Raw genomic sequence first — 23876 nt, 5'->3', positions numbered from 1 at the left:
AGCTTGTGTCGGGGAGAATTTTACAGTAGGAGACTGGTCATTGCCTCTGTCCCGTTCGTCTAGAGGCCTAGGACACTGCCCTTTCACGGCGGCAACACGGGTTCGAATCCCGTACGGGATACCATAGGTTTTTGAAGCATTGATTTTTTAAGTAAAAATCAGGCGCATTTTTCCTTAAAAGTAAAATTACTTTCCTCTGCAATTATTAATATGTCTTGCGGCCATAGTGCCCATAGCAACGGCCGTTGCCGTGCAGGGATGGCGGGGATTGGCGACATCACCAATGGCATACACAGATGGAATGCTTGTCTCGCAGTTCCCATCGACTACAAAATAATTATTCTCATCCCTGACCGGGCGAGGATTTCCAAAAAATTCTATTGTTGCAGAGGAGTTGGCACTATATCCGAGCATTAGGAGAATTGAATCCGATAAAATCGTCTGGTTGTTATTTGTTTCTATTTTTATTTTCTCATCATCTTGCATGGAAATATTGGTTATTTCTGTTTCCATGTGTAAATCAACCAAACCTGTCTGAACGAGGTCTTTAAATTTCCCTTGGCTGTCCTGATCTGCCCGGAAATGTTCTGAGCGAACTAAAAGAATAGGGTGGCTTCCTCTGCGGCTTAAAATGGAAGCGCATTCCAAAGCATTGTCGCCGCCCCCTACAATGACTGGGTGATCACCAAACCAAGAGTTGGGGTTCATATAGGATGCCGGTCCCATATGAATTAAATTTTTACATTTTTCAGCACCGGGGATCGATTTAATCCACTTCTGGCCGACAAAATCAGTGCCCGTAGCAATAACAATTGCTCTGACAATCAGGGTAATATTTTTAGGTCTGGCCCCTTCTTCTGCACGCAATAAAGTCGCCTGCCATTCGGTTTCTGAGAGTTTCGTGATGCTTATGATCTGGCTGGATAACATTGTCTGAATACGTTCATATGCGACATGTTTGGAAAAAATCGCGGCAACATCTTTGCCTAGAACAGACTGCCACCCTAAAAGCCATGTATTGGAGGCTAGGCTTTTCGCCTGAAGCCCCCCTAGGTTTTTGTCTTTTTCAACAATAACTGGATTTAAGCCATAATTTTTGAGCCATAATGCGCAGGACATTCCAGCGGGTCCGCCGCCGATGATCAAAACATTCAGGTTTTGTCTTTTTTGCATTTACCGGCTCCCTTCAATGTCACAATTACATTGTCAGTGTCTTTTTTATTTCGTCATCTAAATGAGCGTTCGGGATCAGGCTAAAACAGGCAGGGCATTCTTGTGTAAATGACCGCAAGAAGAATAGCAGATCCTGTGAGAAGAAGAGCTGTTCGCTTGGGTCCCAGAGAAATTCAGAGGACACATAGCATGTGGCAACCAGACACAAATAGGGGTCTTGGCCATAAACCCGTTCAAGCAGAGTATCATTGATTTTATATACGAGACGAGAAGTTGTTTCTTTATTCACTCCCTCGTCTTCATAATCTTCGGTTTCTTCATCCACAGTTTTTTGCTTATGCCCCCCTGTTGTATGATGGAATTTATTGATGACAAAGTCAGATATGTCATCAATGTTGGGGGAGGAGTTGTTATGACTCAGTGAGTATTGGCTAGTAATGATGTTTTTATCTAAAATAAGATTGAAATTGATTTTTCTGACATTTATTTCGAGCCTGATCATCAATTTAAGATGATGGTCATTACCATGAGGCAGATAAGTTATGACATCTGCGTAGCATTCGCCTTTTTGTAAATTGGTGAAAATATAAGGATTGCGTGTCCGTTCTTTGAGTTCAACTGAAGACGAGGCTTGATAGAATTTTGAACGGATTTCATGAATGCCAGACAATGTCTCAGGTAGAACTGACAGGAAAAACTCTTCTGTTTTTCGGCGTAGAGCATCCACGCCAGTGCTGGAATGAGATACCAGAAGGGCAACAATAATAATTGGAAGAATAACCCCCAGAAGCTCGATACTGACCTTGATCAGTTCATCACCGTTCCATTCGAATATACCAAAGAAAAACACAATGGTATTAATAATACCAACGGTAAATAATAGAATAAATATAAAGGCTTTGACCCAGCGGGGAACGCTAAGTATTTTAATTGATTGCAGTAGCTCCATTTATGCGCTCCACTTCCCGCTTTGTAATGTCAATATATATTAAAAATTATTACTCAAACGACCGTTGTATCAAAAGCCACGTCTCTTACACGGTTGATAAGGCTTTCTCCTCCGTCAAGGTAGATGACCTGCCCAACCATGGATGCGGCCGACAGAATTAAACTCAGGCATGCAGAAATTTCTTCCGGGGTGGAACTGCGACCGAGTGGGGTGGCACGCCAGGCACGCTCAAAGCCTTCGTCTGTCTGCTTGCCGCTTCTCAAGGTCAGGCCGGGGGCAATGGCGTTGACCCGGATCTTGGATTTGAATGCCATGGACAGGACCTGTGTCACGCACAGCAGTGCTGCTTTGCTGATTGTGTAGGAAAGAAAATCGGGGTTAAGGCTTTTAACCTTGTGATCCAGAATATTTACGATGCAGCGGTCATCAATATTCCCCGGTGCACGCGCAAAATCCCTTGATAGGAAAAGGGGTGCTGTGAGGTTGGGTTCCATATGCTTGTCAAATGAATCGTAAGTAAGTGAATCAATATTATCGTATTCAAAATTAGAAGCATTGTTCACAAGAACGTCTATGGCACCATAACGCTCGACAACTGCCGGAATAAGTTTTTGAACATCTTCGCGATTATTAAAATCGGCATGAACAGCAAAGCACTCGTAACCCATGGAGGTCAGAGAGTTTACAAGTTCAAGAGCTTCCTGTTCGGAGTGATTATACTGAATGGCAACTTTCCAGCCGTTCCGGGCAAGATCCTGCGAAAGAACAGCTCCGATGCGCTTTGCTCCCCCTGTTACAAGAGCAACCCGGGCATTGTTATTCTGATCGCGACTGGTCATTGTTTTTCCTGTTTACATTACCTGCGGGCAGTAGCTCAGAGCGTTCACCACAAATCTCAATACCAGCTCCGTCTGCTTCGTTAAAGATATCAAGTTTCGTGATGGAGATACGGATTGCATCTACTAATGGGTTAGCAAAACAAACTTCAACCAGTTCTCTGGCAAGGGTTTCCAGCAGGGGGGTATGCAGCCGTTCTGGCCATTTGATGATGGCATTGCGGACCGGGTCGTAATCAATGTAAAGGTCTTTGTCGTGGGCTTTTGCGCCGTGCAACCATGCAAACATTTCAACATTAACGCAAAGTCGTGTCGGTCTTTCCGGGTAGAGTTCCCACGGGTGCAAACCAACCTGCGCATTCACAATTACATTCCGTAAGACTGACTTGAGGTATGGTCTGGTGCCTAAAGGTGATGCAGCATTAGGTGATGGCATGTTGTCCCTAATCATCTCACCAAACATCCTTTGTTGGTAAATAATAAAATATAAGATTTTTGAGTATAAAAAAATCCTCAATCTCGGCAAGGGGAATGTCCGAGCGCTGATGCTTGGAACTTGTTTGAGTTATTGTCTTTTTTGGCTCCCGCTGCGTCAGTGGTAATGGTTTGGTATGATATTTCAATTCAGTTATTTGGTTATATTGAAATAAAAAAGGTATTTTACAGAGTTTCGTAAATAAAATTATATATAAATAAAATATAGTTTATAAGATAATAAAAGTTATTTTCCAATTTGTGGGAGAGATATTTTCACCCTCCCACTAGGGGAGGATCAGGAATGATTGTCATGGTCGTATGCCTGTATTACGGAAAGAAAGAGGGCTATAGCGCGCCGTAAGGCTTGGGGGTACGAGCATGGTTGGTGACAAAGACGGAACCGGTGGTAGCCCGGAGCAGGAGGGCATGCCCGGTATTGTGCCGGTTATTCTGTCTGGTGGGGCTGGGAGCAGGTTGTGGCCCGTCTCCCGCGGGAGCTTTCCCAAGCAGTTCTGGTCCTTGTTAACCGACTTTACACTTTTGCAGGATACGGCTTTGCGGGGGCAGGCCAAAGGGGTGGCAGCTCCGGTTGTTGTCTGTAATGCCGAGCACCGCTTTGTTATTGCCGAGCAGCTTCGCGGTGTGGGTATCTACGATGCCCGGATTATTCTGGAGCCCGTTGGTCGTAATTCGGCCCCGGCCATTGCTGCCGCCGCATTTGTTGTGGCCGAACGTAACCCCGATGCCGTGTTGTGGGTCATGGCTGCGGATGCGGCTATTCAGGATGTACACAAACTGCATGTTGCTCTTGAACATGCCGTAACGGCAGCCAAAGCAGGCTATGTGGTCACCTTTGGCATGGCCGCAACCCGGCCGGAAACAGGCTACGGGTATATTGAGCAAGGTGCCGCTCTTGCGGGCATGCCCGAAGTTTATTCCGTCACCCAGTTTGTGGAAAAACCGGACAAGGGCAAGGCAGCCGCTTTTCTGGCGCAAGGGGGGTATTTGTGGAATTCGGGCATGTTTGTTGTCCGTGCCGCGACTTTTCTGGCCGAGATGCAGCGTTACGAACCTAACCTGTATGCCTGTGTTGAAGAGGCCGTGCAAAAACGTAAGACAGATATGGATTTTGAAAGACTGGACCCGGACAGTTTTTCCCGCTCTCCCGATATTTCGGTTGATTATGCCGTGGCGGAACGCACGGATAAGGCAGCCGTTGTGCCCGGCAGTTTCGGCTGGTCGGATGTGGGGAGTTGGGACGCCTTGTGGGAATTGGGGCGCAAGGACGCCCAAGGCAATGTGATACATGGCAACGTGCTGCTAGAAGATGTAGGCCAGTCTTACGTGCGTACCGATGGTTTGCTGGCGGCGGTTCTGGGCGTGGATAATCTGGTGGTTGTGGCAACGCAGGATGCGGTGCTGGTTGCCAGTAAGGACCGGGCGCAGGATGTTAAAACCCTTGTGCAAAACCTGAAAAAAAACAATATGCCCGAAGCGGATGCGCATCGCCTGACCTATCGGCCCTGGGGGTATTATGAAGCTTTGACAGCAGGGCATCGTTTTCAGGTCAAAAAAATTGTCGTCCAGCCGGGGCAGAAGCTCTCGTTACAAAAACATTATCATCGGGCTGAACACTGGGTGGTTGTGGAAGGCACAGCCCTTGTCAGGCGTGGTGTGGAGCAGGTGATTGTGCGGGAGAACGAGAGCATCTATCTGCCACTGGGCAGTCTGCATAGGCTTGAAAATCCCGGCCGCATGCCTGTTACCCTGATCGAGGTTCAGTCCGGTTCGTATCTGGGTGAGGATGACATTGTGCGTTTTGATGATATCTATAGCCGGACTAAGTAGATTTTTTCAGTAAGGACTGGGGAAGAAAAAATGCCTAACGTTTCTTTTATTCCCCATGCAGCGGCGCGTGTTTCTGCTGTTTTGGCGCAATTGAAGGATTATCTGGGGGACAAGGTCTCCACCAACCAGTCTGTGTGTGAAGCGCACAGCCATGGCGAAGCGCTGGAACTGGCGCGCCTGCCCGCAGCGGTTGTGTTTGCCGAAACAACGGAAGATGTCTCGACCGTTCTGGGCATATGCCACGGGGCCTATGTGCCTGTTGTGGCCTTTGGGGCTGGTACATCGGTGGAAGGGCATGTTACGCCGCCTGAACATGCCGTGAGTCTCGACCTGTCCAGAATGACCGAGGTTCTGCAGGTGAATGCGGAGGATATGGACTGCCGCGTGCAGGCAGGCTTGACCCGGCAGGAGCTCAATATCCGTTTGCGTGATACGGGGCTGTTCTTCCCCGTGGACCCGGGTGGTGAGGCCACGCTAGGCGGTATGTGTGCAACCCGTGCTTCGGGCACCGCAGCAGTGCATTACGGCACAATGAAAGAAAACGTGCTTGGCCTGACCGTGGTTATGGCAAATGGAGAGGTCATAAAAACTGGTGGACGGGTAAGAAAATCCTCCACCGGGTATGACCTGACCTCCCTGTTCATCGGGTCAGAAGGGACTTTGGGCATTATTACGGAAGTCCAGTTGCGCCTGCACGGTATTCCCGAGCAGCTTTCGGCTGCGATCTGCCAGTTCGAAAATCTGGAAGATGCGGTACGCACGGCGGTGGAAGTGATTCAGGCCGGGGTGCCGATTGCGCGCGTGGAACTGATGGACGACGTGCAGATGGCGGCCAGCATCCGCTATTCCGGGCTGGATGAACTGCGGCCGATTACCACCCTGTTTTTTGAATTTGCCGGTGCCCCCGCTTCCGTGCGGGAGCAGGTGGACGTGACCGAAGCTCTGGCCGGGGACAATAACGGCCTTGGCTTTGCCTGGGCAGACACACCCGATGAACGGGCCCGGTTGTGGAAGGCGCGGCATAACGCTTTCTGGGCCGTTAAGGCACTTTATCCGGGCTTTAGGGTGATCAGCACGGATTGCATCGTGCCTATTTCTCAGCTCGCTCCCCTTATTGTGGGGGTTAAGGCCGATATTGAAGCATCCGGGTTACAGGTTGCCATTCTTGGCCATGTTGGGGATGGTAATTTTCATACACTGATCATGACGGAAGATACGCCTGAAGGGAGTACAAAGGCTCTGGAGCTTGACCGCAAAATTGTTGCGCGCGCACTGGCACTTGATGGCTCATGCAGTGGAGAGCACGGCGTAGGGGTTGGCAAGCTGGAGTTTCTGGAACGAGAACATGGTGCGCAATCCCTTGAGGTGATGCGAACATTAAAAGTTGCTCTGGACCCACGGAATATTCTCAACCCCGGTAAGCTTTTGCCAGAAGGGCTGGCTTATATCGGATAACGGGCTTGCAAAGGTCTGTGCGGAGTGCTTCCGGGTAAAAACCGTATTACCTTTGCGGATCATGGGGGTGGGACACTACAAATAAACTTGACAATCGGGTGCTATATTTTATTCAAGCAGAACTGATAGTGATTTATTGTGTTGTCTCTTCCCATTCCTTATAGCGGGGTTTGTCAGCGATGGTTTCTTTCCTTCTTTCCCGTCGGGCTGTACTGGCTGGGAGCATGGCGTTGGCATGTGCTCTGGCGGGCCAGACCGCATATGCCGCGCCACAGGTCCTGCGCGTAGGCATTATGGCAGGGGAAGATGAGGACGTGTGGCCGGTGGTGGCAGCCAATGCCGCCCGGGATGGGCTGGAACTCAAGCTGGTTACTTTTTCAGATTACAACGCTCCGAACGAAGCGCTGGCAGAGCATGAGCTGGATGCCAACGCCTTCCAGCATACTCCTTTTCTGGATGTCCAGAACAAAGCCAAGGGGTATGGCATTGTGTCGGTCGGGCATACTTACGTGGCGCCGATCGGGCTTTACTCAACACGCTGGAAATCTGTTGCCGACCTGCCAGACAAGGCTGTGATTGGCGTACCCAATGATCCGACAAACGAAGGGCGCGCCCTGCTTCTGCTGCAAAAACTGGGGTTGATCAAACTCGCGGCGGATGCAGGGAATACCCCAACAGCGCTCGACATTACGGAAAACCCCCATAACATCAGTATCCGCGAGCTTGATGCCGGTGTGGTGGGGCGTGCCCTGACCGATCTGGATGGCGCGATAATTAATACGGACTGGGCCAAAAAGGTTGGCGTGGATATTGAAAAAACACGCATTGCGCAGGAAACAGCCGATAATAACCCGTATATCTGCATTATAGCCGTGAACGAAGCCGATAAATCCGCTCCGTGGGTTGCCAAGCTGGTGCACGCCTATCAGCAGCCCAATGTGCGGCAGGCTCTGGACAAGGCGTTTCATGGCGCTGTGCTGCCATCCTGGCCATGAACCTTTTAGAAGTCGAACGCCTTAACCGCTCCTTTGGCGGCCAGCCTGCCCTGCACGATATTTCGTTTACGGTGCCCAAGGGGCAGCGGCTGGGTATTATTGGCCGCTCAGGGGCAGGTAAATCCACGCTTTTACGGTGCCTGAGCGGTCTGGACCGCCCCCAGTCTGGCAGAATACTGCTGGAAGGGGAGGATATGGCTATCCTGCCCGAGGCAAAGCTTGTTCTGCTACGGCGCAGGATCGGGTTGGTTTTTCAGCACTTCAACCTGCTTAACTCGCGCACCATTGCGGCCAATGTGGCCCTGCCGTTGCAAATTGCCGGTACGCCCAAGGCCGAGCGCAACAAACGTGTGGTGGAACTGCTGGACCTTGTTGGTCTGGCGGATCACGCGGGTAAATATCCGGCTATGCTTTCTGGCGGGCAAAAGCAGCGTATTGGCATTGCACGGGCATTGGCTGCCCACCCGGCCCTGTTGCTGTGTGATGAAGCAACCTCGGCGCTGGACCCGGAGACAACCCAGACAATTCTGGCGCTTCTGGCCGATATTAACCGTGTGCTGGGCCTGACCGTTGTTTTTATCACGCATGAGATGGATGTCGTGCGCAGTCTGGCGCAGCAAGTGCTTGTGCTGGAAAAAGGGCGCATTGTGAGCCGTGGCAAACCGGCCGATATTCTGGATGCCAACCAGCTGGCCGCTGTTCTGCCGCCCAATCTCAGCCAGACCCCGCAGGATGGCAGCCACGCCATTGTACGCTTGACCGTGGCCACACAGGCAGCGTTTACCCCTTTGCTCCACACGCTGGAACAACAGTGTCAGGCCAGTTTTGCCCTGCTGCACACCCTCCCCAACCCGGAAAGGGAGGAACTGGTGGATGTGGTGGTGCAAACAGATGGTCTTTCCGTCGCAACCATGAACGCTCTTCAGGCGCATGCCTGTGCAGCCGAGGTAATTGGATATGTCCCGGCTCATTCTTGATCTGCTCTGGCGCGCTACGGCTGAAACACTGGAAATGGTTCTGGCCTCCGGAGCGCTGGCGGTTGCTGGCGGCCTGCCGCTGGCTGTGCTGCTTGTTCTTACCTCCCCTTCGGGGCTGTATCCTCTGCCGCTGTTATCCCGCTTGGTGGGTGGGGTAGTGGATGCGGTGCGGGCCGTACCGTTTATTATTTTGCTTGTGCTGCTTATTCCCTTCACCCGCATGGTGGTTGGCACGGCATTGGGTACAACGGCTGCTATTGTACCTTTGTCCATTGCGGCCATTCCTTATTTTGCCCGTATTGCCGAAGTGTCTTTGCGGGAGGTGGATACCGGGCTGGTCGATGCCGTACGGGCCATGGGGGGCACTCGGTGGATGGTGGTGCGCTATGTGCTGCTGCCAGAAAGTCTGCCGGGGCTGATCTCGGGCTTTACGGTTACGCTGGTAACGCTTGTGGGCGCATCTGCCATGGCCGGGGCCATAGGCGCGGGTGGGCTGGGTGATCTGGCAATCCGCTATGGGTATCAGCGCTTCAACACCACGGTCATGTTCGGGGTGGTGGCTGTTCTAATCGCTCTGGTTATGGCCTTGCAGGGTGTGGGTAATTTTCTTGCGCACTCCTTGCGTCATACAGGCCCGGGGCGGGCAGAGTAAAAGGGTAGCACTACCCAACGCTCGCCTACGGGGCCAGTGCACTAGGGATTCAGCCGAGTCACTGCACGGGTCGAGCTATGTGGAGCAGGTAGCGAAGGTGTTATTTTTAAAGCATAAGTCATGCAGGTGCTGTGGCCGCTCCAAGGCTGCAAACTTGTGTGCCGTATTTTATTCTTCCTGCGCACATCACTGAATAAAGCAAAAAATAACACTTATTTTATTGTTTTGAGCACCAAAATAAATCTCGCTCACACAGGAATGTGACCACAAAATAGAGCTTTGAAAAATTAACGCCCCGTAATTTGTTGCACATGATTGATTCTGTGTTATGACTATAACAGGTATGCACCACTTTATTGGTTACCTGCTTTTCTCATGGATATGATTTGAGGCAGAGCAGCGCGCACTCTGTGCATTTTTAAATATGGTGCGAATTTTTCCGGCAAAAGCATTCTGCCACGGCGTGGTAAAATGGAGGAATTAAGATGGCTCAACGGGACAATGTTATCTCGCCGGGTGTTGAACTTGGTCAGAGAATCAAAATTCTTCGCAAAACTGCCGGTCTTACACAGCAGCAGGTTGCCGATGCACTCGGTGTCTCCCGCCCCGCCATAGCATTCTGGGAAACAGGGCGTGAGGGAAGTGCGCGCAAGCATATTCCCAAACTGGCAGCATTGTTGCACGTGGAACCAGAAGTGTTTCTGACAGGCTACGTGCAGGAAGATATTGATCTGATCGTCTCGCCCGATGAGCGGGATATGGTTTCCCTTTACCGGATGCTCGATGCGTCCCGCAAAGTTTCCGCCCAGAAGTGGATGGAACGGCAGGCAAAAACGGTTAATCTGGAAGGGTAATCGTTTTTAGGCAGTCTGGCTGCCAAAGGTAAACGTTCTTACCGTTGTGCATGCGGTGCAGGGTTACGCACGTAAACGGGCTGCCTGCAAACGGGGTTGAGTAGGGGAAAACCTACCCAACCCTGAACCGCTTAGAACTCCATGGAAAGAGTGAAGTGGTAGATGCGGGGCAGGCCGGCATAGAGTGTCTCAGGTGTATTGGACACTGCACCGGGGGAGCCTGCAAAAACCGATGCCCAATAGCGCTCATTTGTCGCGTTGCTCACCCCAAAGCGTACAACCCAGGGGAACTTGACGACATTAAAGGCATAACGCGTGCCCAGATCCAGCGTGGTGTAGGATCCTGTATGGAGCGTATTTGTCAGGTTTGCTGCACGGTTGCCCATGTAATGCACATTGGCATTGAACGCCCAGCCAGAAGCAAAGGAACCAAGCGAGGCAGGCAGCCGGTAGTCCAGCAGCATGTTGGCCTGTAGCGGAGCTGCCCCAATAATTTCCTTATTATTATATTTGCTTTCCTTGCTGTTAATAAGCTCGGCATCCAGCCAGGTGACACCAGCCAGAACGGACAGGTTGGGCAATACTTCGCCAGAAATCTGGGCTTCCACACCGTAGTTACGCTGTGTTCCAACATAACCATATTCCAGCGGCAGCTGCGCTCCGCTCACGGGGTTGGTGCAGGTGGAACCGTTGGGACAGTAGCTTGCCGCGTATTTTGATGTCATACGGAAACCTGCAACGTTAAACTGCATTTTCCCGTAACGGAGTTTATAGCCGACTTCATATTCTTCCGGGCGGATCAAAGGCTGTGTCTGATACGCGTTGGAGTTGGAGGCATTGGCCACCGCACCCGGTTCAACCGAGCGGGCATACGTGAAGTACAGGGTCTGGTTATCGGTGGGTTTATAGAGCAGGCTAACCGTCGGGCTAAAAGCAGCACTGGCCTGAACGGATTTTTCCAAAGGACTGGGTACAACTTTGCTCTTGGGGCCTCTCTGGTCTATCCAGCTCCAGCCCAGTGTGCCCAGAATTGACCAGTGTTTGTTAAAGGTCAGGGTATCACCAATAATAAAAGACTGTGTGGTAATGCGCCCTGATTCCCAGCGCCCATGGTAATAAGGCTGTTTGCCGTTGACCTTGATGGGGTTGTAGATGCTGGCGTGGTCGGCGGCTGTTACCGTGCTGACCGCGGTGCCAGGGGTGGTCGGGTTATAGGTCCCTGACATGTAGCCATTTGTACCAATTACCAGATCATGCTTGACGGGGCCTGTGTAAACACGCCCGTTGAAGTAGGCCATGTTACTGCCGGTACGGAAATCATTGGCTGTGGCAGCAGCCGTGACCGTCTGGGTGTACCCCCCGGTGTTATTGATAAGCGTATCGTTTGAGGCAAAAGACTGGCGTGCGGCGTCTTGGTACAATCCGCCGAGTGTAAAGCTCCAGTCTTTGTTGATCTCATGCTTGATCTTGGCCAGAAACGTATTGGTTTCCATATTGTAGCCGCTCCAGTCCTGCCCCAGATAGGGCTTGCTCAGGTCCGGAGCAGTGGGGAGGGAGCTGACATAGGACGGAATCGCTTTTGTAGGCGTTTCCTGCACAGCAAAGCCCGGGGCGGTCCCGCGTTCCACAAACGTGTAATGGCTGGCATCAAGCTCAATAACCGTTTTTTCATCCAGATGGATGTCAAAATCAGCACTGACCATCTCACGCCGGATCCAGCTGCCCTGTGTATAGGCCGTGCCATTGGCGTGCAGCATGTTCAGCCGGTAACCAAACCAGCCATTTTTGCCAACCCGGCCTGAAATATCACCGTTAACCGTAGGTGTGCCGATGGAATCCACACCAACGGACAGGCGTTCGGTCCGTCGGTCTGTGGGGCGTTTGAGCGTGTATTCAAACATACCGGCAGGGTTCTGGGGGCCATACATTGCACCAGACAGGCCATTGAGGACCTGCAGGTTATCCACCCATTCCCCTGCATAAGGGGTGGTGGAAACCACGTTCAACCCATCCAGACGGGAGTTGGACCACACATCCGCCTCAAACCCGCGCGACTGCGGGCGGGAGGTATTGGGGTCCCCGCGAATTTCAAGCTGAACAGACGGCAGATACTGCGCCATGTCATTAATGTTGCGGATCTGCTGGTTAACCACAACGTCATGCGGTACCCCCATAACGGAGTAAGGCGTATCCAGTGTATCCCGGTTTCCCAGCGGGCCAAGATAGACAATCTTGTTCATGTATTTGGCGCTGGTGCCGTCTGCTGCGTGGTGGCCATGCACGTTTACGGTTTCACCGTTCGAGCCATCCAGAATCCCGGCAATGGGGGCCATGGTTTTGGCTGTTTTGGGTGCTGCGGTTTTTGGGGTGGTGGAGGCGGATGCCTTGATGGAAGTCTGCTTGCCGGTGGTGTTCTGTTGCTCTGGTGCCACAGGTTCTGCGGCCAGCGCGGACGTAGTTAGCAACAACGCGCTAAATGTTCCGGTGGCGAAAAATGTATGGAAACGTGCGTGCATGGATCAGGCTCATCCGGGATAAGGAGGGGTATAAAATTGATGCCTGTTTTGCCGGGTGAGTCGGGGGCTTGTCTATATACGGTCACACATAAACCTATATATGAACGAATATAACCATGAAGTGATGCAGGAATAACACACCAGCTCTGTATACCATGACAAATGGCGATAAACCGGGTTTTTAAGGCCCGAACGCGCGCAAAGCCAGTGCCGCGGCAGTTGCCACATCCCTGCGCAGGGCCACCACATTGCCTTGCCCTTGCGGGTGCACGCGGTTTGTCAGAATCATCACAAAGCTACGGGTATTGGGCACCAGCCAGAGGGACGTGCCGGTAAAACCGGTATGGCCAAAAGAGGAGGAAGGAAAGTAAGCCCCACGGGCCGTGGAGTAGTGGGTTGCTATATCCCACCCCAACCCGCGCAGGTCGGTTTTGCCTGCGGGCTGCTGGGGGGTGGACATAAGGTACAGGGTTTCTGCCCGTAGAGGAAAAGCCGAGGGTAGGCCGGCCAGTTTGTTCAACAGGGCTTGTGCGTAAGAGACTGTATCCTGCGCGCAGGAAAATAGTCCCGCGTGCCCTGCCACCCCGCCCATACGCCGGGTTGTTGGGTCGTGCACAACCCCGCGTAGCATATGCCCGTTTTCATCATACTGTGTGGGCGCGATAGTGTTCTGGTATGATGATGCAGGAAGAAAAAAAGAATTGTGTAAACCAAGGGGTTTGAGAATATGCTCCATGGCATACGCGGCAAGGGGCTGGCCGGATAGGCGCTCTACAATCAGGCCCAGCGTTATAAAATTAAGGTCACTGTAAACAAACTGTTCGCCCGGCGTGGTTTGGGGGGCACTGTTCATGAGCATCTGCACCCCTGTCTGCTTGCCCTGCCATGCAAAGCTCAGGTCCAGATCCGGCGCAAGGCCGGAATAGTGTGTGAGAAGCTGGCGGATGGTAATGTCCTGCTTGCCATTAGCCGCGAATGCGGGAAGGTAATGGCAGGCCGGTGTATCCAGCGCGATAAGGCCTCGCTCATAAAACTGCATGATGGAGGGTACCGTTATCAGAACCTTGGTCAGGGAGGCCATGTCAAAAATGGTATCCCATGTCATGGCTTCTGCTGGGGGGAGCAGGCTGCGCTGGCCAAAAACACCGTGCCATACCATGCGGCCTTCATGGCCTATGGCGGCAACGGCTCCGGGCATTTTGCCATTCTGTATGGCCTTGCGGAAAATTTCTTCCACCGGGGCAAACGGGGCAGGCTGAGTTTGCTGGGCATAAGCTGGGGGGCATAGGCCCGCAAGGCAAGTGGCTTGTGCCAGCCCAGCATGCAAGGCTTTGCGGCGGGTCAGCAGAGTACGCAAGGGCATGTTGGGTAGCTCCGGGCCAGAATAAAAGATCAGGAAGGGGCCGCAACATGGCGGAAGGTGATGTTGTAGCGCGTCAGCCCCGTTACCGGGTGTGGGGCAGGGGCAAGCCCTTTAATGCCGTGGTAGTGCAGGCGCGCGGGTCCGCCCCAGACCAGTACATCCCCATGGTCCAAGGCAAAGGTGCGCACCCTGTCACGCCGGTTTTGTCCACCCCACATAAAAAGACCGGTTCGCCCGAGCGAGAGTGAAACAACGGGCTGCGTCATATCTCCTTCATCCCTGTCCTGATGCAGCCCCATATGGGCACCATCCTGATAACAGTTGAGCAGGCAGGCATTGGGGGTAAAACCGGGGTACCCGGCTGTTTGCGCGGCGTTGCGTGCAAGGGCAAAAAGGCTGGCAGGCATGGCAGGCCATGCCTGCTGGCTCAGCGGGTCCACGGGTGTGTAAGCGTAGCCCTGCGCGGAGCTGACCCAGCCCAGTGCTCCGCAACTGGTCATGGCGGCGGACATGGTGCCCCCACCGGGGGTGTGCATGTGGCGGAAAGGTGCCTGTTCGGCTACCGCCTGCAAAGCCTGTAAATAAATGGTGGCTGAGGATGTGGCAAACTGGCGCAGCAGCAGGGCACCGGGCTCCAGCACCTCGCGCGCGGGGCGGTTGTCTGGCAGCAGGAGGTCCAGTTGTCTGGCGGAGGGCTGGGGGTGTGTCATGGCGGCTCCTGATGAAAACCGTTTGCGACCCCGCACACTCTTTGGCACAGGACAGAAGAATGCTATCAGCATTGCCAAACACTGCCCCCGCTTGCAAGGAGCCAGACAGCCCCCATGCCCCCATCCGCACAGGATATTATGCTTATTGGTGGTATTCCTGCCCTGATCAGCTACCAGGTGCCACGCTCGGTTTTTCGGGGGGTGTTTGTGGGGCTGAACGCCGAAGTGGACTTTTTTGCAAGCACGGTTGCCGGGCTGGAACCGCAGGGCGAGGCCGCGTTACGCTCCTTTTTAAACCTGTGCCAGAGTAACCGGCGGTCCCCCCTGCTTTTGAGCGGTGATGCCCAGAAAACCTATCTGCTGGAAGAGATTTATGAGCAGATGGCCGAACCTGCCCGCCGGTGCGGCATAGATTTGTATGACGTTGTGCGTGAGCAGGTCAGGACTTTTCAGCCCGGTGGAGGAAAAGCAGCTCCGGCTATTCTGCTAAGCCTGTAAGGCCGCGCCAGTTGTATAGCCATAAAAAAGGGATGCGCCCTGCCGGGAGCATCCCTTTTTGCTGTGTAGCGTGTGGACCGGTGTTTAGGCCGGTTCTTCCACATTGTCGTGTTCTGCCACGATGGTTGTCTTTTTGGCTGGATAGAGAGCCGAAACCACAACAACAATAATCACATTGACCCCAAGGGCCAGCAGACCCGTGGAAACATTGCCCGAGAACAGGCCAAAGTTAACCGGGTGAATAGGCTTAAGCCCATCCATCCAGCACAGGCTGACCCCAAACACGGTGCCAATCAGCCAGCCTGCCAGCATGGCCGTGGCGGAAAAACGTATTTTGAGCAGACCCAGAATAAGTGCGGGAAAGGTCTGCAGAATGAACACGCCGCCAAGGAGCTGGAAGTCAATGGCGAACTGTGCATTCAAAAACAGCACGCACACCAGAGCGCCCAGCTTGACCACAAGCGAGGTCAGGCGGCTGGTACGCACAGGGTTTTTCTGTGTAGGAAGCAGGTTGCTGGTGACAAGGTTGGCAGCCCCAATAGCCATAACGGCTGCGGGTACAAGTGCGCCAACAGCAATGGCCGCCAGACAGAAGCCCGCAAACCATGCAGGAAACACTTTCTGGAACAGCATGGGCACAACCATGGAGTTATTGGTTGTGATAATCCCAGCGGCATGCGCCATAAAGCCCAGCATGGCAATCAGGCCCAGCACAATGGTGTAAATGGGCAGGAAGACCGCGTTCTGGCGGATGGTGTCGGCCGAGCGGGATGCCAGAATACCCGTAAGCGTGTGCGGGTACAAAAAGGCTGCCAGTGCGGAGGAAAGGGCAAGCGTTGCATAAGGCAGGCCCTGACCGGGTTTGAGCATGTTCTGCGCATGTTCAACCGAGGTAAAAAGTGCTCCATACCCGCCGGTGTGCAGCGGAATGACCGTAACTGCCACAAGCACGGCAATATAGATCATGATGTCCTTGATAAATGCGGTCAGGGCCGGGGCATGCAGCCCACCCAGCCACGTATAAGCGGCCAAGGACAGGAAGGCGATAATCAGGGGCAGGTCCCCCGGCAGCCCAAGTGCCTGAATAACGGTGCGGATCCCAATAAGCTGCAGGGCAATATAGGGCATGACGGCAACAAGCCCGGTCAGTGCAACCACAACTTCCAGCGCGCGGCTGTCAAAGCGGGCACGCACAATATCGGCCGCCGTGGCATGCCCGCCTTCACGCGCGATTTTCCACAGTTTGGGCATGACGATAAAAATGAACGGGTACACGATAATGGTGTAGGGCAGCGCAAAAAAACCGTAAGCGCCTGCGGCGTAAACCAGAGCCGGCACGGCAATAACGGTATAGGCCGTGTAAAAATCCCCACCGACCAGAAACCACGTAACCCAGGGGCCAAACCCACGCCCGCCCAGCGACCATTCCTCATGCGAGGTGGCCGTGTTTTTTTTGCTGAACAGCCCGCGTATCCACTGGATGGAAGACCCGATCACAATGGTTGCGGCAAAGAACAGGATAAAGACGCCAAGCGCCCACGGATTGATCGTGCTCATGCGCGGTTACCCTTTTTCCAGACCACCCAGATCAGGACGGATGTCACCGGAACCCAGGCGAACTGGTACCAGTAAAAGAAGGGAAACCCGAGCAGGACCGGGTCGTGCCGATCATACAGCGGCGTCCAGAGCAAACCCAAAAAGGGCAGCAGAAGGAGGTAATTAAGATATTTCATTTCGTGAGACCGGCTTATTTTGTTATTTTTGTTCGCAACCGGCTGACCATGCCGATGGAAACCGGCTTATGTCAATTACGCCTGAAGCGATTTCAGGCGAGTATAATCAGAATTGTGTTTTTTGCGCATCAGGTATGCCCCTGTTATAACGCGAACGTCATAAGCAGGGGCAGAAGCGGTTAGCGTGTGGTGTTGATCTTGTGTTCCTGCAACACCTTGTTCAGGCTGTCGCCGTACTGGCGGTAGCTGCCTTCTGGCACACAGCCAAGCTCCTCCAGTTCTTCCAGATCAGCACCATGGTTGATCCACTGGTTGGCCTCGCGCGAGTCCAGTGTGCTGGGAATGGGGCGGGCCTCGTACACAACCGGCTGTTCCGAATCCTCCGATGCACCAAAGGACAGGAAACTGTCTTCAGCCGGAGCCTTGTTTTCGCTCAGGCTGACTTGTCCGCAGACAACCTGTTTCTTGTCGCTGTTGGTATGTACGCTCAGCTTGCGGAACTTGGGGTGCGCGCTGGGAAAACGCGTTGTCAGCGATTTGAGCGTTTCCTTGACAAAAGGTGATGCTTTTTGGGCGCTGTTATCCAGCATGGTCTGGGCTGCGGCAGTGTGGTGCACGGCCACGGAACCCAGGCTGGGCAAAAGAATGCAAAGCGCGAAAAAACGTTTCATCAAGAAGGTCTTTCCTGTCAGTCTGAATGGGGTGGGGGAGGGCTGGTCGTGTGTGCATCCGGCCAGAGCCGACGCCCCCACGGCGTAATGCTCATGCAGGTCAGCCGCCCACCTGTCTGGGGCGACGGTACACCCGTTGTGGTGGGGAGGGAAAGAGGCAACCCGGCAAGGCTGCGCACCGCCAGAAAGCCAAAACATTCGGCTTCCAGTGCATCTCCGTTCCAGCCAAGCTGTTCTGCCGGGTGCAGGGTGCCGGGCAGGGCTTGGGCCAGTGCTGCCATAAGGGCCGGGTTGTGCCTGCCTCCCCCGCAGACAAACCATTCCTTTGGCTGTTCTGGCAGCAGGGTGCGGGCAATGCTCTGTGCAGTAAAGGCGGTCAGCGTTGCTGCCCCATCCGCCGCACCCAGTGCCCCGACCTGCGCCAGAGCGGAATGGAAGCTCATGCGGTCGAGCGATTTGGGGGCAGGTTTATGGAAAAAGGGATGCGCGAGGAGGCGGTCCACCAGAGTCAGGTCGGCGGTACCCTGGAGCGCCAGTTGGCCATTGGTGTCGCACGGTATGCCGGTGTGCTGGTAGGCCCAGTCATCCAGCAGGGCGTTCCCCGGCCCGGTATCACACGCAAGAATGTGCCCGTCACGGGTGACAAGGGTCAGGTTGGCAACGCCACCGATATTGAGCGCTGCAACGGGGTAAGGTCGGTTACGGAGCAGGGCCGCGTGGTAAAGCGGGACCAGAGGAGCCCCTTCTCCCCCTGCGGCAACATCAGCGCTTCTAAAATCATGCACCACGGGCAGGTCAGTCTGGGCAGAGAGGCAGGCGGCATCCCCGATCTGCCATGTGCGGCCGGGCTGGTGCAGAATGGTCTGGCCATGAAAGCCCACAACATCCACCGCCCAGTCCGGGGCAAGCGCGCGTAGGCGTTGCACGGCCTGCACATGCACCAGTGTCAGGGCATGTTCTGCTTCCTTGAGTGCGGCACTATCGGGGGTAAGGGTCGGTGCACTATCAAGCAGGTCGCGCAGATTCTGGCGTATATGCGCGGGGTAGGGCAACGTCAGCGATGGACCATGGGCGGTAACGGATATGCCATCCGTGCGGATGAGGGCTGCATCCACCCCGTCGAGCGATGTGCCGCTCATCAGGCCCAGTGCGTTCAGGCTGCCATCTGGCGTAAACGGGGGAGGGGGCGCAGGCATTAGCGCATCAGGGCTGTGTGGTTTCCAGCCCGGGCTGAACCTGCCCGGTAGCCACATTCCACAGCATGATCCGCTCGTGCTCCTTGCTCGCAATCTGGATGGCCAGCAGGTCATCATGTACGCGGGTTATGGCCAGCATGTGCTCGTCCGGCCCAAGGGCAAGGTGGGCGTTGCGGGCGTCCGTTAGCGGGATGGCACTGGCAAGGGCAGGCTGGTGGGGGGCGTTCATGCGGTGGATGACCACGCCTACCAGAACAACCACACCGACAATAATCAGCACCCCCATGCCCACAACCGCAGCCATGAGCGCTTTTGGCGTCTTGTAGTTCTGCTCTTCCATTTAGTGTCCTGCTGCTTTGTCTATATGGGCGCGCATGGTCTGGATAACCGTTGGCAACCCGTCAAAAATGGCCTGACCGATCAGGAAGTGGCCGATATTCAGTTCCCGCACAGGGGTAAGGGCGGCAACAGGGCCGACATTCTCGTAAGTCAGGCCGTGGCCTGCGTGCACTTCCAACCCAAGGCTGGCTGCCTGTGCGGCGGCGTGTTGCAGGCGTTCCAGCTCTCCCGCCCGACCCTGTGCATAAGCGCCGGTATGCAGTTCCACAACCTGCGCGCCTGTGGCGGCTGCCGCGGCAATTTGTGCGGGGTCGGGGTCTATGAACAGTGACACCCGGATCCCCCAGCCCTTGAGTGCATGGACCTTGGGTGTCAGCACCAAGGACTGGCCAGCGACGTCCAGCCCGCCTTCGGTTGTCAGCTCCTCGCGGCGTTCGGGCACAAGGCAGCAGGCATGGGGGCGCAGGTTCTGGGCAATGCCGAGCATTTCCTGCGTTGCGGCCATTTCCATGTTCAGGGGGGCGTCTACCTCGGTGCGCAGGCGCTCAAGGTCTGTATCACGGATATGGCGGCGGTCTTCGCGCAGGTGGGCTGTTATGCCATCTGCTCCGGACTGCACGGCCAGCAGGGCTGCGGCTACGGGGTCGGGGTGCTGGCCCCCACGGGCATTACGGACGGTGGCAACATGGTCAATGTTGACGCCAAGCCTGATGGCCGGTCTCATGCATTTTTCCTTCTGTTCGCGGCCAGTGTTGCGGCCAGCTTTATGGCCGCTGCCAGGCTGCGTGGGTCTGCCTTGTTCTGGCCTGCTATGTCAAATGCCGTCCCGTGGTCTGGCGATGTGCGGATAATGGGCAGGCCAAGGGTTACGTTTACGCCTTCGGCCATATCCAGTGTCTTGAGCGGGATTAGTCCCTGATCATGGTACATGCACAGGGCAACATCGTATTGCGCGCGGGCATGGGGGGTGAACATGGTATCCGGCGGTAGGGGGCCGCTTACATGCAGCCCTTCATTGCGCAGGGTATTTATGGCGGGGAGAATAATCTCCTGTTCCTCATGCCCCATGAGCCCGTGTTCGCCTGCATGGGGGTTCAGGCCCGCAAAGGCCAGTCTCGGGTGGGGCAGGCCAAAGTCACGTTGCAGACCGGCAGCAACCGTGCGGGCTGTGCGGATGATCAGTTCGGTGGAAAGCTGGGCAATGGCATCCCGCAGTGCCACATGCACGGTAATGGGCACGACCTTGAGCGAAGGGCCAGCCAGAAGCATGACCTCATCCCCCGGCGTCTGGCAGAGTTCTGCCAGATAGCTCGTATGCCCGGGGTGCCGGAAGCCTGATCCTTGCACAACCTCCTTGCTGATCGGGTTGGTGATCATGGCCGAGGCCTCCCCGCTCAGGGTGAGTTCCGTGGCAAGGCGAATGCTCTCAAGAACACTGGCGGCATTGCGGCGGTCCGGCTCCCCCGGTGCGGGGGGCGTTGCCAGATGCAGGGGCAGCACCGGCAGGGCGTGGCCAAATACATCTGCGCCATCAGACAGGTAACGAATGGTCTGTACCGGCACGCGTCGCTCCAGCAGGGAGGGATCGCCCACATATACAAAAGAAGGCCCGTTCTGGCGGAGGGCCTGCCAGACCGCGGCGGTAATTTCGGGCGCAATACTGGCCGGGTCACCCTGCGTCAGAACCAGCATGGCTGTGTCTTCCTTATCCGTCATTGTTGCTGTCTTTGCCTGAACCTCTGGCAGAGAAACGCAGAAAGGCGCGTGCGTAAAGGGGGAGAGTGTTTGGCCGGGCGGGATATGTGTTTATGCCAACACGCGGATAAAAGACCGTGGTAGGGTGGTACAGGCTGCCTTGCGGCTGGTTTGTCTGCCATTCTTGTTCTTTGCGTAGGATAGGGCTACCACATCATCATGATCAGGCTCATAATTGTTGTACCGTTCCTGCTTGCACTTGTTGTGTTCAGTGCCAGTAATCAGGACCCGCTGGATATGTGGATGCTCACATATAGCTGGAAGTGCTCGCTGGGTGTGCTTGCACTGAGTGTGGGGGCTCTGGCTTTTCTGCTTGGAGCGTTCTGCCTGTGGGTGGTCGAGTTCCGGCAGGGGCGCAGGGCGCGCAAGGCCGAACAGCAGGTCCGGGACCTGGAGGCACAACTGGCACAGGTGCGGGCCATGCTGGCTAACCGTGCACCTCCCGTTGTGCCTGTCCCTGATGTGCAGCCTGTTGTTACACCACAGCTTAACCCTGCAGGGAGCGAAGAGCACTCCAATGTCTAATACACCCCGGCGCACCGGCCTTATTGTTTCTCTGGATACGCAGGACCCTGCTCAGGCGCGCCAATGGGTGCAGGATGTAGCGCCCGTGTCCGGCATCATCAAACTGGGGCTTGAGTTTACTTACGCTGCCGGCTTTCAGGCTGTGGCAGATGTTGCCGGTGGGGCACCACTGTTTCTGGACCTGAAGCTGCACGATATTCCCAATACGGTTGGTGCAGCGGTGCGCTCCCTGTCGCACTTGCGGCCACGTATGCTTACCCTCCACGCTTCTGGCGGTCGGGCCATGATGGAAGCTGCCCGCACGGCCTGTGATGAAGCTTTTCCCCAAGGGCAGCGGCCTCTGCTGCTGGGTGTTACGGTTCTGACCAGTCTGGATGATCAGGGACTGGCGGAAACCGGGGTTATGGATGGCGCGCGGGCACAGGTGCGCCGTCTGGCCAAGCTGGCTGTTGAGTCCGGTATGGATGGCCTTGTCTGTTCCGCGCATGAGCTGGATGTGCTGCGTGATGATCTGGGAAGTGCCCCGGTTATTGTGACGCCCGGCATCCGTCCCGCTGGTGCAGCAAAAGGTGACCAGAAGCGGGTCATGACCCCCGCTCAGGCGCGGGATGCAGGTGCAGACTGGATTGTGGTTGGCCGCCCCATAACGCAGGCTGCACAGCCGGCGGCGGCTGCTGCTGCCATTATGGCGGAACTGGAAAGCTGAACATGCCCGGGCGTTTACACACAGGTGTTAAAATCTGCGGCCTTACGGAGGAAGCGGGGTTTGATGCCTGCGTGGAACATGGGGCAGACTGGATTGGCTTTGTTTTTTTTGATCGCTCCCCACGTTGTGTAACGCCGCAGCAGGCTGCAAGGCTTGCCACCCGTGGCGTGGGGCAGGCCAAAACTGTTGGCCTGTTTGTGCACCCACGGGATGAGGATATTGCGCGGGTGCTTGAGCATGCAGCACTCGATGTCCTGCAGATTTATGCTTCAGAGGAGTGTGCGCAGCAGGTGGCGCACGCATTCGGCGTACCTGTCTGGCTTTCGTTCCCGGTTGCGGGTGCTGCGGACCTGCCAGCATCCTGCCCTGTCCAGAAAATGCTCATAGAACCGCGTCCTCCCAAGGAGGCAACCCGCCCCGGTGGAAACGCCCAGAAGCTGGACTGGTCCATGCTGGCAGGCTGGAAGCCTTTATTCCCGTGGATGCTCGCCGGAGGGCTCAGGGTCGATAACGTGGCAGAAGCGATCCGTATTACAGGTGCTCCGGCTGTGGATGTTTCGTCAGGGGTGGAGAGTGCTCCGGGCATCAAGGACCCGGCTTTGATTGCGCAATTTGTGCGCAACGCACGGCAGGCGGACAGGAATTAAGGAAAAAACAGAGCCGGAGGACTTTTTCCCTCTTGCCTGTTCCGATAATCTTGCTATTACCGTCCTCGCGCTGGAGAGATGGCCGAGCGGCTTAAGGCGCACGCTTGGAAAGCGTGTGTACGTTAATAGCGTACCGAGGGTTCGAATCCCTCTCTCTCCGCCACACCACTTAAGTGGTTAATTTTGCAGCATAAAATTTTTAGCTTTCCGTTGTGTAATACACTTGTGTGTTGCAGAGGCGATAAAGATTTTGGCTTCTTTCCTCTCTTCATGTTGTGTTTGCATCAGGCTGGTCTCTCCGGTGGAGGGAGCCTGCTGAGCGGGATTATTTGCGTCATTTGCAATGATTTTTAGTGGAAAGATACCCCAGAAGCGTGTGGTCCGCAGAAGGCGTTTTACAACAACTGGAGCGCCATGGGTGGTTTTGCCCGGATGATAGGTGGCCTGCCTATCGAGGAAACTTTAGGGTCGATACGACCTGCCTGAAATTGCGTATCGTGTGATGTCGAGCCCGTGGATAAAAACGGGGCCGAGGTGATCCGATCAGTCGCACCATAAGCGGCATGAATGCGCAACCCGTGTCGTGACCGACAGGAATGGATGCTCTTAGAGAGTTTCTTCGTGACTGGGTGTGGGTCAGTGATGACACACGTAGGGAGGGGCGTAACTCTTCCTAGCCGCCTTCCAAAAGCACAATGGCTGATCGGGGTTATAACGCGGGCAGGTTTCGTGATGCTCTGCATGTGGGGGAGGTCAAGCCTTACATTCCAGAGCGGAGTTTTTGCTCCCGGCCATCATGCGCGACAAATGACACCATAGTGCCAAAACCACATCGAAATCATGCTCGACAGGCTCAAGAGGTGTCGGGCGTTGTTGCTCGCACCAGCGGCGGCCATGGTTTTCTTTATGCCACCAGTCCTCTTCTGGTCATGAGATCTGAACTTAATTCCTCAGATATTCGGCTGATCTGGTCATAACCAACGTACTCCGCGCCCCACATG

The 23876-nt window shown here is 54.8% G+C and carries 24 protein-coding genes and 2 tRNA genes; 12 read left to right on the top strand and 14 right to left on the bottom strand.

The genetic code is table 11. The features are described 5' to 3' along the window. Nucleotides 1-48 precede the first annotated feature (48 nt). Nucleotides 49-124: transfer RNA gene (locus ACSYTG_RS10140), tRNA-Glu, on the top strand. A gap of 62 nt (nt 125-186) precedes the next feature. Here the strand turns inward: ACSYTG_RS10140 and ACSYTG_RS10135 are convergent. Genes ACSYTG_RS10135 through ACSYTG_RS10120 form a run of 4 tightly spaced genes read right to left on the bottom strand, consistent with a single transcriptional unit; the run spans nt 187 to nt 3322 of the window. After that, nucleotides 187-1173 (bottom strand): NAD(P)/FAD-dependent oxidoreductase, encoded by a 987-nt coding sequence (locus ACSYTG_RS10135; RefSeq protein WP_278740035.1) that lies wholly within the window; start codon nt 1171-1173, stop codon nt 187-189. A 25-nt stretch (nt 1174-1198) separates the two neighbouring features. Continuing rightward, entirely contained in the window at nt 1199-2122 is a 924-nt protein-coding gene (locus tag ACSYTG_RS10130; RefSeq protein ID WP_489783304.1) for a hypothetical protein, read from the bottom strand. 53 nt (nt 2123-2175) lie between these two features. After that, nucleotides 2176-2961: an SDR family oxidoreductase gene (locus ACSYTG_RS10125; protein WP_086645714.1), complete on the bottom strand. Its 786-nt coding sequence runs from the start codon at nt 2959-2961 to the stop codon at nt 2176-2178. Then, nucleotides 2939-3322: a dihydroneopterin aldolase gene (locus tag ACSYTG_RS10120; RefSeq protein ID WP_491706412.1), complete on the bottom strand. Its 384-nt coding sequence runs from the start codon at nt 3320-3322 to the stop codon at nt 2939-2941. Before ACSYTG_RS10120 ends, ACSYTG_RS10125 begins: the two co-directional genes overlap by 23 nt. Before the next feature lie 491 nt (nt 3323-3813). On the opposite strand from ACSYTG_RS10120, the gene ACSYTG_RS10115 reads away from it, so the two are divergent. The 6 genes from ACSYTG_RS10115 (at nt 3814) to ACSYTG_RS10090 (ending at nt 10216) form a co-directional block, all read left to right on the top strand. Further along, nucleotides 3814-5283, top strand: coding sequence for a mannose-1-phosphate guanylyltransferase/mannose-6-phosphate isomerase (locus tag ACSYTG_RS10115; protein ID WP_489783305.1), 1470 nt, complete (start codon nt 3814-3816; stop codon nt 5281-5283). A gap of 30 nt (nt 5284-5313) precedes the next feature. Next, nucleotides 5314-6738 (top strand): FAD-binding oxidoreductase, encoded by a 1425-nt coding sequence (locus ACSYTG_RS10110; protein ID WP_489783306.1) that lies wholly within the window; start codon nt 5314-5316, stop codon nt 6736-6738. 179 nt (nt 6739-6917) lie between these two features. Continuing rightward, a complete protein-coding gene (locus ACSYTG_RS10105) occupies nt 6918-7733 on the top strand; it encodes a MetQ/NlpA family ABC transporter substrate-binding protein (RefSeq protein ID WP_489783307.1) in 816 nt (271 codons plus the stop codon). After that, nucleotides 7730-8710, top strand: a complete 981-nt coding sequence (locus tag ACSYTG_RS10100) for a methionine ABC transporter ATP-binding protein (RefSeq protein ID WP_489783308.1) — start codon at nt 7730-7732, stop codon at nt 8708-8710. Before ACSYTG_RS10105 ends, ACSYTG_RS10100 begins: the two co-directional genes overlap by 4 nt. After that, complete coding sequence (locus ACSYTG_RS10095) at nt 8691-9362, top strand: methionine ABC transporter permease (RefSeq protein WP_095350299.1); 672 nt, start codon at nt 8691-8693, stop codon at nt 9360-9362. Before ACSYTG_RS10100 ends, ACSYTG_RS10095 begins: the two co-directional genes overlap by 20 nt. 485 nt (nt 9363-9847) lie before the next feature. Further along, on the top strand, nt 9848-10216 hold the full coding sequence (locus ACSYTG_RS10090; RefSeq protein WP_095350300.1) for a helix-turn-helix domain-containing protein: 369 nt from the start codon (nt 9848-9850) through the stop codon (nt 10214-10216). 131 nt (nt 10217-10347) lie between these two features. Here ACSYTG_RS10090 and ACSYTG_RS10085 read toward each other — a convergent pair whose 3' ends face one another. The 3 genes from ACSYTG_RS10085 to alkB form a co-directional block, all read right to left on the bottom strand. Beyond that, nucleotides 10348-12732 carry a TonB-dependent siderophore receptor gene (locus ACSYTG_RS10085; RefSeq protein WP_278740025.1) on the bottom strand — a complete coding sequence of 795 codons (2385 nt, stop codon included), beginning with the start codon at nt 12730-12732 and terminating at the stop codon, nt 10348-10350. Nucleotides 12733-12913: 181 nt separating this feature from the next. Next, nucleotides 12914-14095: a serine hydrolase domain-containing protein gene (locus tag ACSYTG_RS10080; protein ID WP_489783309.1), complete on the bottom strand. Its 1182-nt coding sequence runs from the start codon at nt 14093-14095 to the stop codon at nt 12914-12916. Between the two features lie 29 nt (nt 14096-14124). Then, nucleotides 14125-14805 carry a DNA oxidative demethylase AlkB gene (gene alkB / locus ACSYTG_RS10075; RefSeq protein ID WP_489783310.1) on the bottom strand — a complete coding sequence of 227 codons (681 nt, stop codon included), beginning with the start codon at nt 14803-14805 and terminating at the stop codon, nt 14125-14127. 114 nt (nt 14806-14919) lie between these two features. Here alkB and ACSYTG_RS10070 point away from each other — a divergent pair, with 114 nt between their 5' ends. Beyond that, nucleotides 14920-15303 (top strand): hypothetical protein, encoded by a 384-nt coding sequence (locus ACSYTG_RS10070; protein WP_086645724.1) that lies wholly within the window; start codon nt 14920-14922, stop codon nt 15301-15303. Between the two features lie 84 nt (nt 15304-15387). Here ACSYTG_RS10070 and ACSYTG_RS10065 read toward each other — a convergent pair whose 3' ends face one another. The 7 genes from ACSYTG_RS10065 to pdxA all read right to left on the bottom strand — a co-directional run bounded on the left by ACSYTG_RS10065 (nt 15388) and on the right by pdxA (nt 20934). Next, a complete protein-coding gene (locus ACSYTG_RS10065; protein WP_095350304.1) occupies nt 15388-16860 on the bottom strand; it encodes a sodium:solute symporter family protein in 1473 nt (490 codons plus the stop codon). Next, on the bottom strand, nt 16857-17036 hold the full coding sequence (locus tag ACSYTG_RS10060; RefSeq protein ID WP_086645726.1) for a DUF3311 domain-containing protein: 180 nt from the start codon (nt 17034-17036) through the stop codon (nt 16857-16859). Before ACSYTG_RS10060 ends, ACSYTG_RS10065 begins: the two co-directional genes overlap by 4 nt. A 179-nt stretch (nt 17037-17215) precedes the next feature. Further along, nucleotides 17216-17707 (bottom strand): hypothetical protein, encoded by a 492-nt coding sequence (locus ACSYTG_RS10055; protein WP_086645727.1) that lies wholly within the window; start codon nt 17705-17707, stop codon nt 17216-17218. A 17-nt stretch (nt 17708-17724) separates the two neighbouring features. After that, complete coding sequence (locus ACSYTG_RS10050) at nt 17725-18903, bottom strand: anhydro-N-acetylmuramic acid kinase (RefSeq protein WP_489783311.1); 1179 nt, start codon at nt 18901-18903, stop codon at nt 17725-17727. A gap of 7 nt (nt 18904-18910) precedes the next feature. After that, entirely contained in the window at nt 18911-19243 is a 333-nt protein-coding gene (locus ACSYTG_RS10045) for a DUF6476 family protein (protein ID WP_489783312.1), read from the bottom strand. Beyond that, nucleotides 19244-19966: a pyridoxine 5'-phosphate synthase gene (locus ACSYTG_RS10040; RefSeq protein WP_489783313.1), complete on the bottom strand. Its 723-nt coding sequence runs from the start codon at nt 19964-19966 to the stop codon at nt 19244-19246. Continuing rightward, nucleotides 19963-20934: a 4-hydroxythreonine-4-phosphate dehydrogenase PdxA gene (gene pdxA, locus ACSYTG_RS10035; RefSeq protein WP_489783333.1), complete on the bottom strand. Its 972-nt coding sequence runs from the start codon at nt 20932-20934 to the stop codon at nt 19963-19965. Before pdxA ends, ACSYTG_RS10040 begins: the two co-directional genes overlap by 4 nt. A gap of 222 nt (nt 20935-21156) precedes the next feature. Between pdxA and ACSYTG_RS10030 the strand changes: the two genes are divergently transcribed. From ACSYTG_RS10030 to ACSYTG_RS10015, 4 genes are all read left to right on the top strand, one after another. Then, a complete protein-coding gene (locus tag ACSYTG_RS10030) occupies nt 21157-21522 on the top strand; it encodes a lipopolysaccharide assembly protein LapA domain-containing protein (protein WP_095350308.1) in 366 nt (121 codons plus the stop codon). After that, entirely contained in the window at nt 21515-22228 is a 714-nt protein-coding gene (gene pyrF / locus ACSYTG_RS10025; RefSeq protein WP_095350309.1) for an orotidine-5'-phosphate decarboxylase, read from the top strand. Before ACSYTG_RS10030 ends, pyrF begins: the two co-directional genes overlap by 8 nt. Before the next feature lie 2 nt (nt 22229-22230). Next, on the top strand, nt 22231-22875 hold the full coding sequence (locus ACSYTG_RS10020) for a phosphoribosylanthranilate isomerase (protein WP_489783314.1): 645 nt from the start codon (nt 22231-22233) through the stop codon (nt 22873-22875). Between the two features lie 72 nt (nt 22876-22947). Further along, nucleotides 22948-23038: transfer RNA gene (locus ACSYTG_RS10015), tRNA-Ser, on the top strand. Nucleotides 23039-23876 lie beyond the last annotated feature (838 nt).

This window comes from Acetobacter sp. ESL1128, from assembly GCF_058505085.1.
This window is presented reverse-complemented; position numbering and strand designations above follow the sequence as displayed.

Excerpts from the sequence above, each read along its gene's own strand:
- ACSYTG_RS10055 (WP_086645727.1), bottom strand. The coding sequence starts at position 17,707 with ATGAAACGTTTTTTCGCGCTTTGCATTCTTTTGCCCAGCCTGGGTTCC.
- ACSYTG_RS10105 (WP_489783307.1), top strand. The coding sequence starts at position 6,918 with ATGGTTTCTTTCCTTCTTTCCCGTCGGGCTGTACTGGCTGGGAGCATG.
- ACSYTG_RS10115 (WP_489783305.1), top strand. The coding sequence starts at position 3,814 with ATGGTTGGTGACAAAGACGGAACCGGTGGTAGCCCGGAGCAGGAGGGC.
- ACSYTG_RS10125 (WP_086645714.1), bottom strand. The coding sequence starts at position 2,961 with ATGACCAGTCGCGATCAGAATAACAATGCCCGGGTTGCTCTTGTAACA.
- alkB (WP_489783310.1), bottom strand. The coding sequence starts at position 14,805 with ATGACACACCCCCAGCCCTCCGCCAGACAACTGGACCTCCTGCTGCCA.
- ACSYTG_RS10050 (WP_489783311.1), bottom strand. The coding sequence starts at position 18,903 with ATGCCTGCGCCCCCTCCCCCGTTTACGCCAGATGGCAGCCTGAACGCA.
- ACSYTG_RS10100 (WP_489783308.1), top strand. The coding sequence starts at position 7,730 with ATGAACCTTTTAGAAGTCGAACGCCTTAACCGCTCCTTTGGCGGCCAG.
- ACSYTG_RS10085 (WP_278740025.1), bottom strand. The coding sequence starts at position 12,732 with ATGCACGCACGTTTCCATACATTTTTCGCCACCGGAACATTTAGCGCG.
- ACSYTG_RS10090 (WP_095350300.1), top strand. The coding sequence starts at position 9,848 with ATGGCTCAACGGGACAATGTTATCTCGCCGGGTGTTGAACTTGGTCAG.
- ACSYTG_RS10030 (WP_095350308.1), top strand. The coding sequence starts at position 21,157 with ATGATCAGGCTCATAATTGTTGTACCGTTCCTGCTTGCACTTGTTGTG.
- pdxA (WP_489783333.1), bottom strand. The coding sequence starts at position 20,934 with ATGCTGGTTCTGACGCAGGGTGACCCGGCCAGTATTGCGCCCGAAATT.
- ACSYTG_RS10095 (WP_095350299.1), top strand. The coding sequence starts at position 8,691 with ATGTCCCGGCTCATTCTTGATCTGCTCTGGCGCGCTACGGCTGAAACA.
- pyrF (WP_095350309.1), top strand. The coding sequence starts at position 21,515 with ATGTCTAATACACCCCGGCGCACCGGCCTTATTGTTTCTCTGGATACG.
- ACSYTG_RS10020 (WP_489783314.1), top strand. The coding sequence starts at position 22,231 with ATGCCCGGGCGTTTACACACAGGTGTTAAAATCTGCGGCCTTACGGAG.
- ACSYTG_RS10135 (WP_278740035.1), bottom strand. The coding sequence starts at position 1,173 with ATGCAAAAAAGACAAAACCTGAATGTTTTGATCATCGGCGGCGGACCC.
- ACSYTG_RS10065 (WP_095350304.1), bottom strand. The coding sequence starts at position 16,860 with ATGAGCACGATCAATCCGTGGGCGCTTGGCGTCTTTATCCTGTTCTTT.
- ACSYTG_RS10080 (WP_489783309.1), bottom strand. The coding sequence starts at position 14,095 with ATGCCCTTGCGTACTCTGCTGACCCGCCGCAAAGCCTTGCATGCTGGG.
- ACSYTG_RS10040 (WP_489783313.1), bottom strand. The coding sequence starts at position 19,966 with ATGAGACCGGCCATCAGGCTTGGCGTCAACATTGACCATGTTGCCACC.
- ACSYTG_RS10070 (WP_086645724.1), top strand. The coding sequence starts at position 14,920 with ATGCCCCCATCCGCACAGGATATTATGCTTATTGGTGGTATTCCTGCC.
- ACSYTG_RS10130 (WP_489783304.1), bottom strand. The coding sequence starts at position 2,122 with ATGGAGCTACTGCAATCAATTAAAATACTTAGCGTTCCCCGCTGGGTC.
- ACSYTG_RS10110 (WP_489783306.1), top strand. The coding sequence starts at position 5,314 with ATGCCTAACGTTTCTTTTATTCCCCATGCAGCGGCGCGTGTTTCTGCT.
- ACSYTG_RS10045 (WP_489783312.1), bottom strand. The coding sequence starts at position 19,243 with ATGGAAGAGCAGAACTACAAGACGCCAAAAGCGCTCATGGCTGCGGTT.
- ACSYTG_RS10060 (WP_086645726.1), bottom strand. The coding sequence starts at position 17,036 with ATGAAATATCTTAATTACCTCCTTCTGCTGCCCTTTTTGGGTTTGCTC.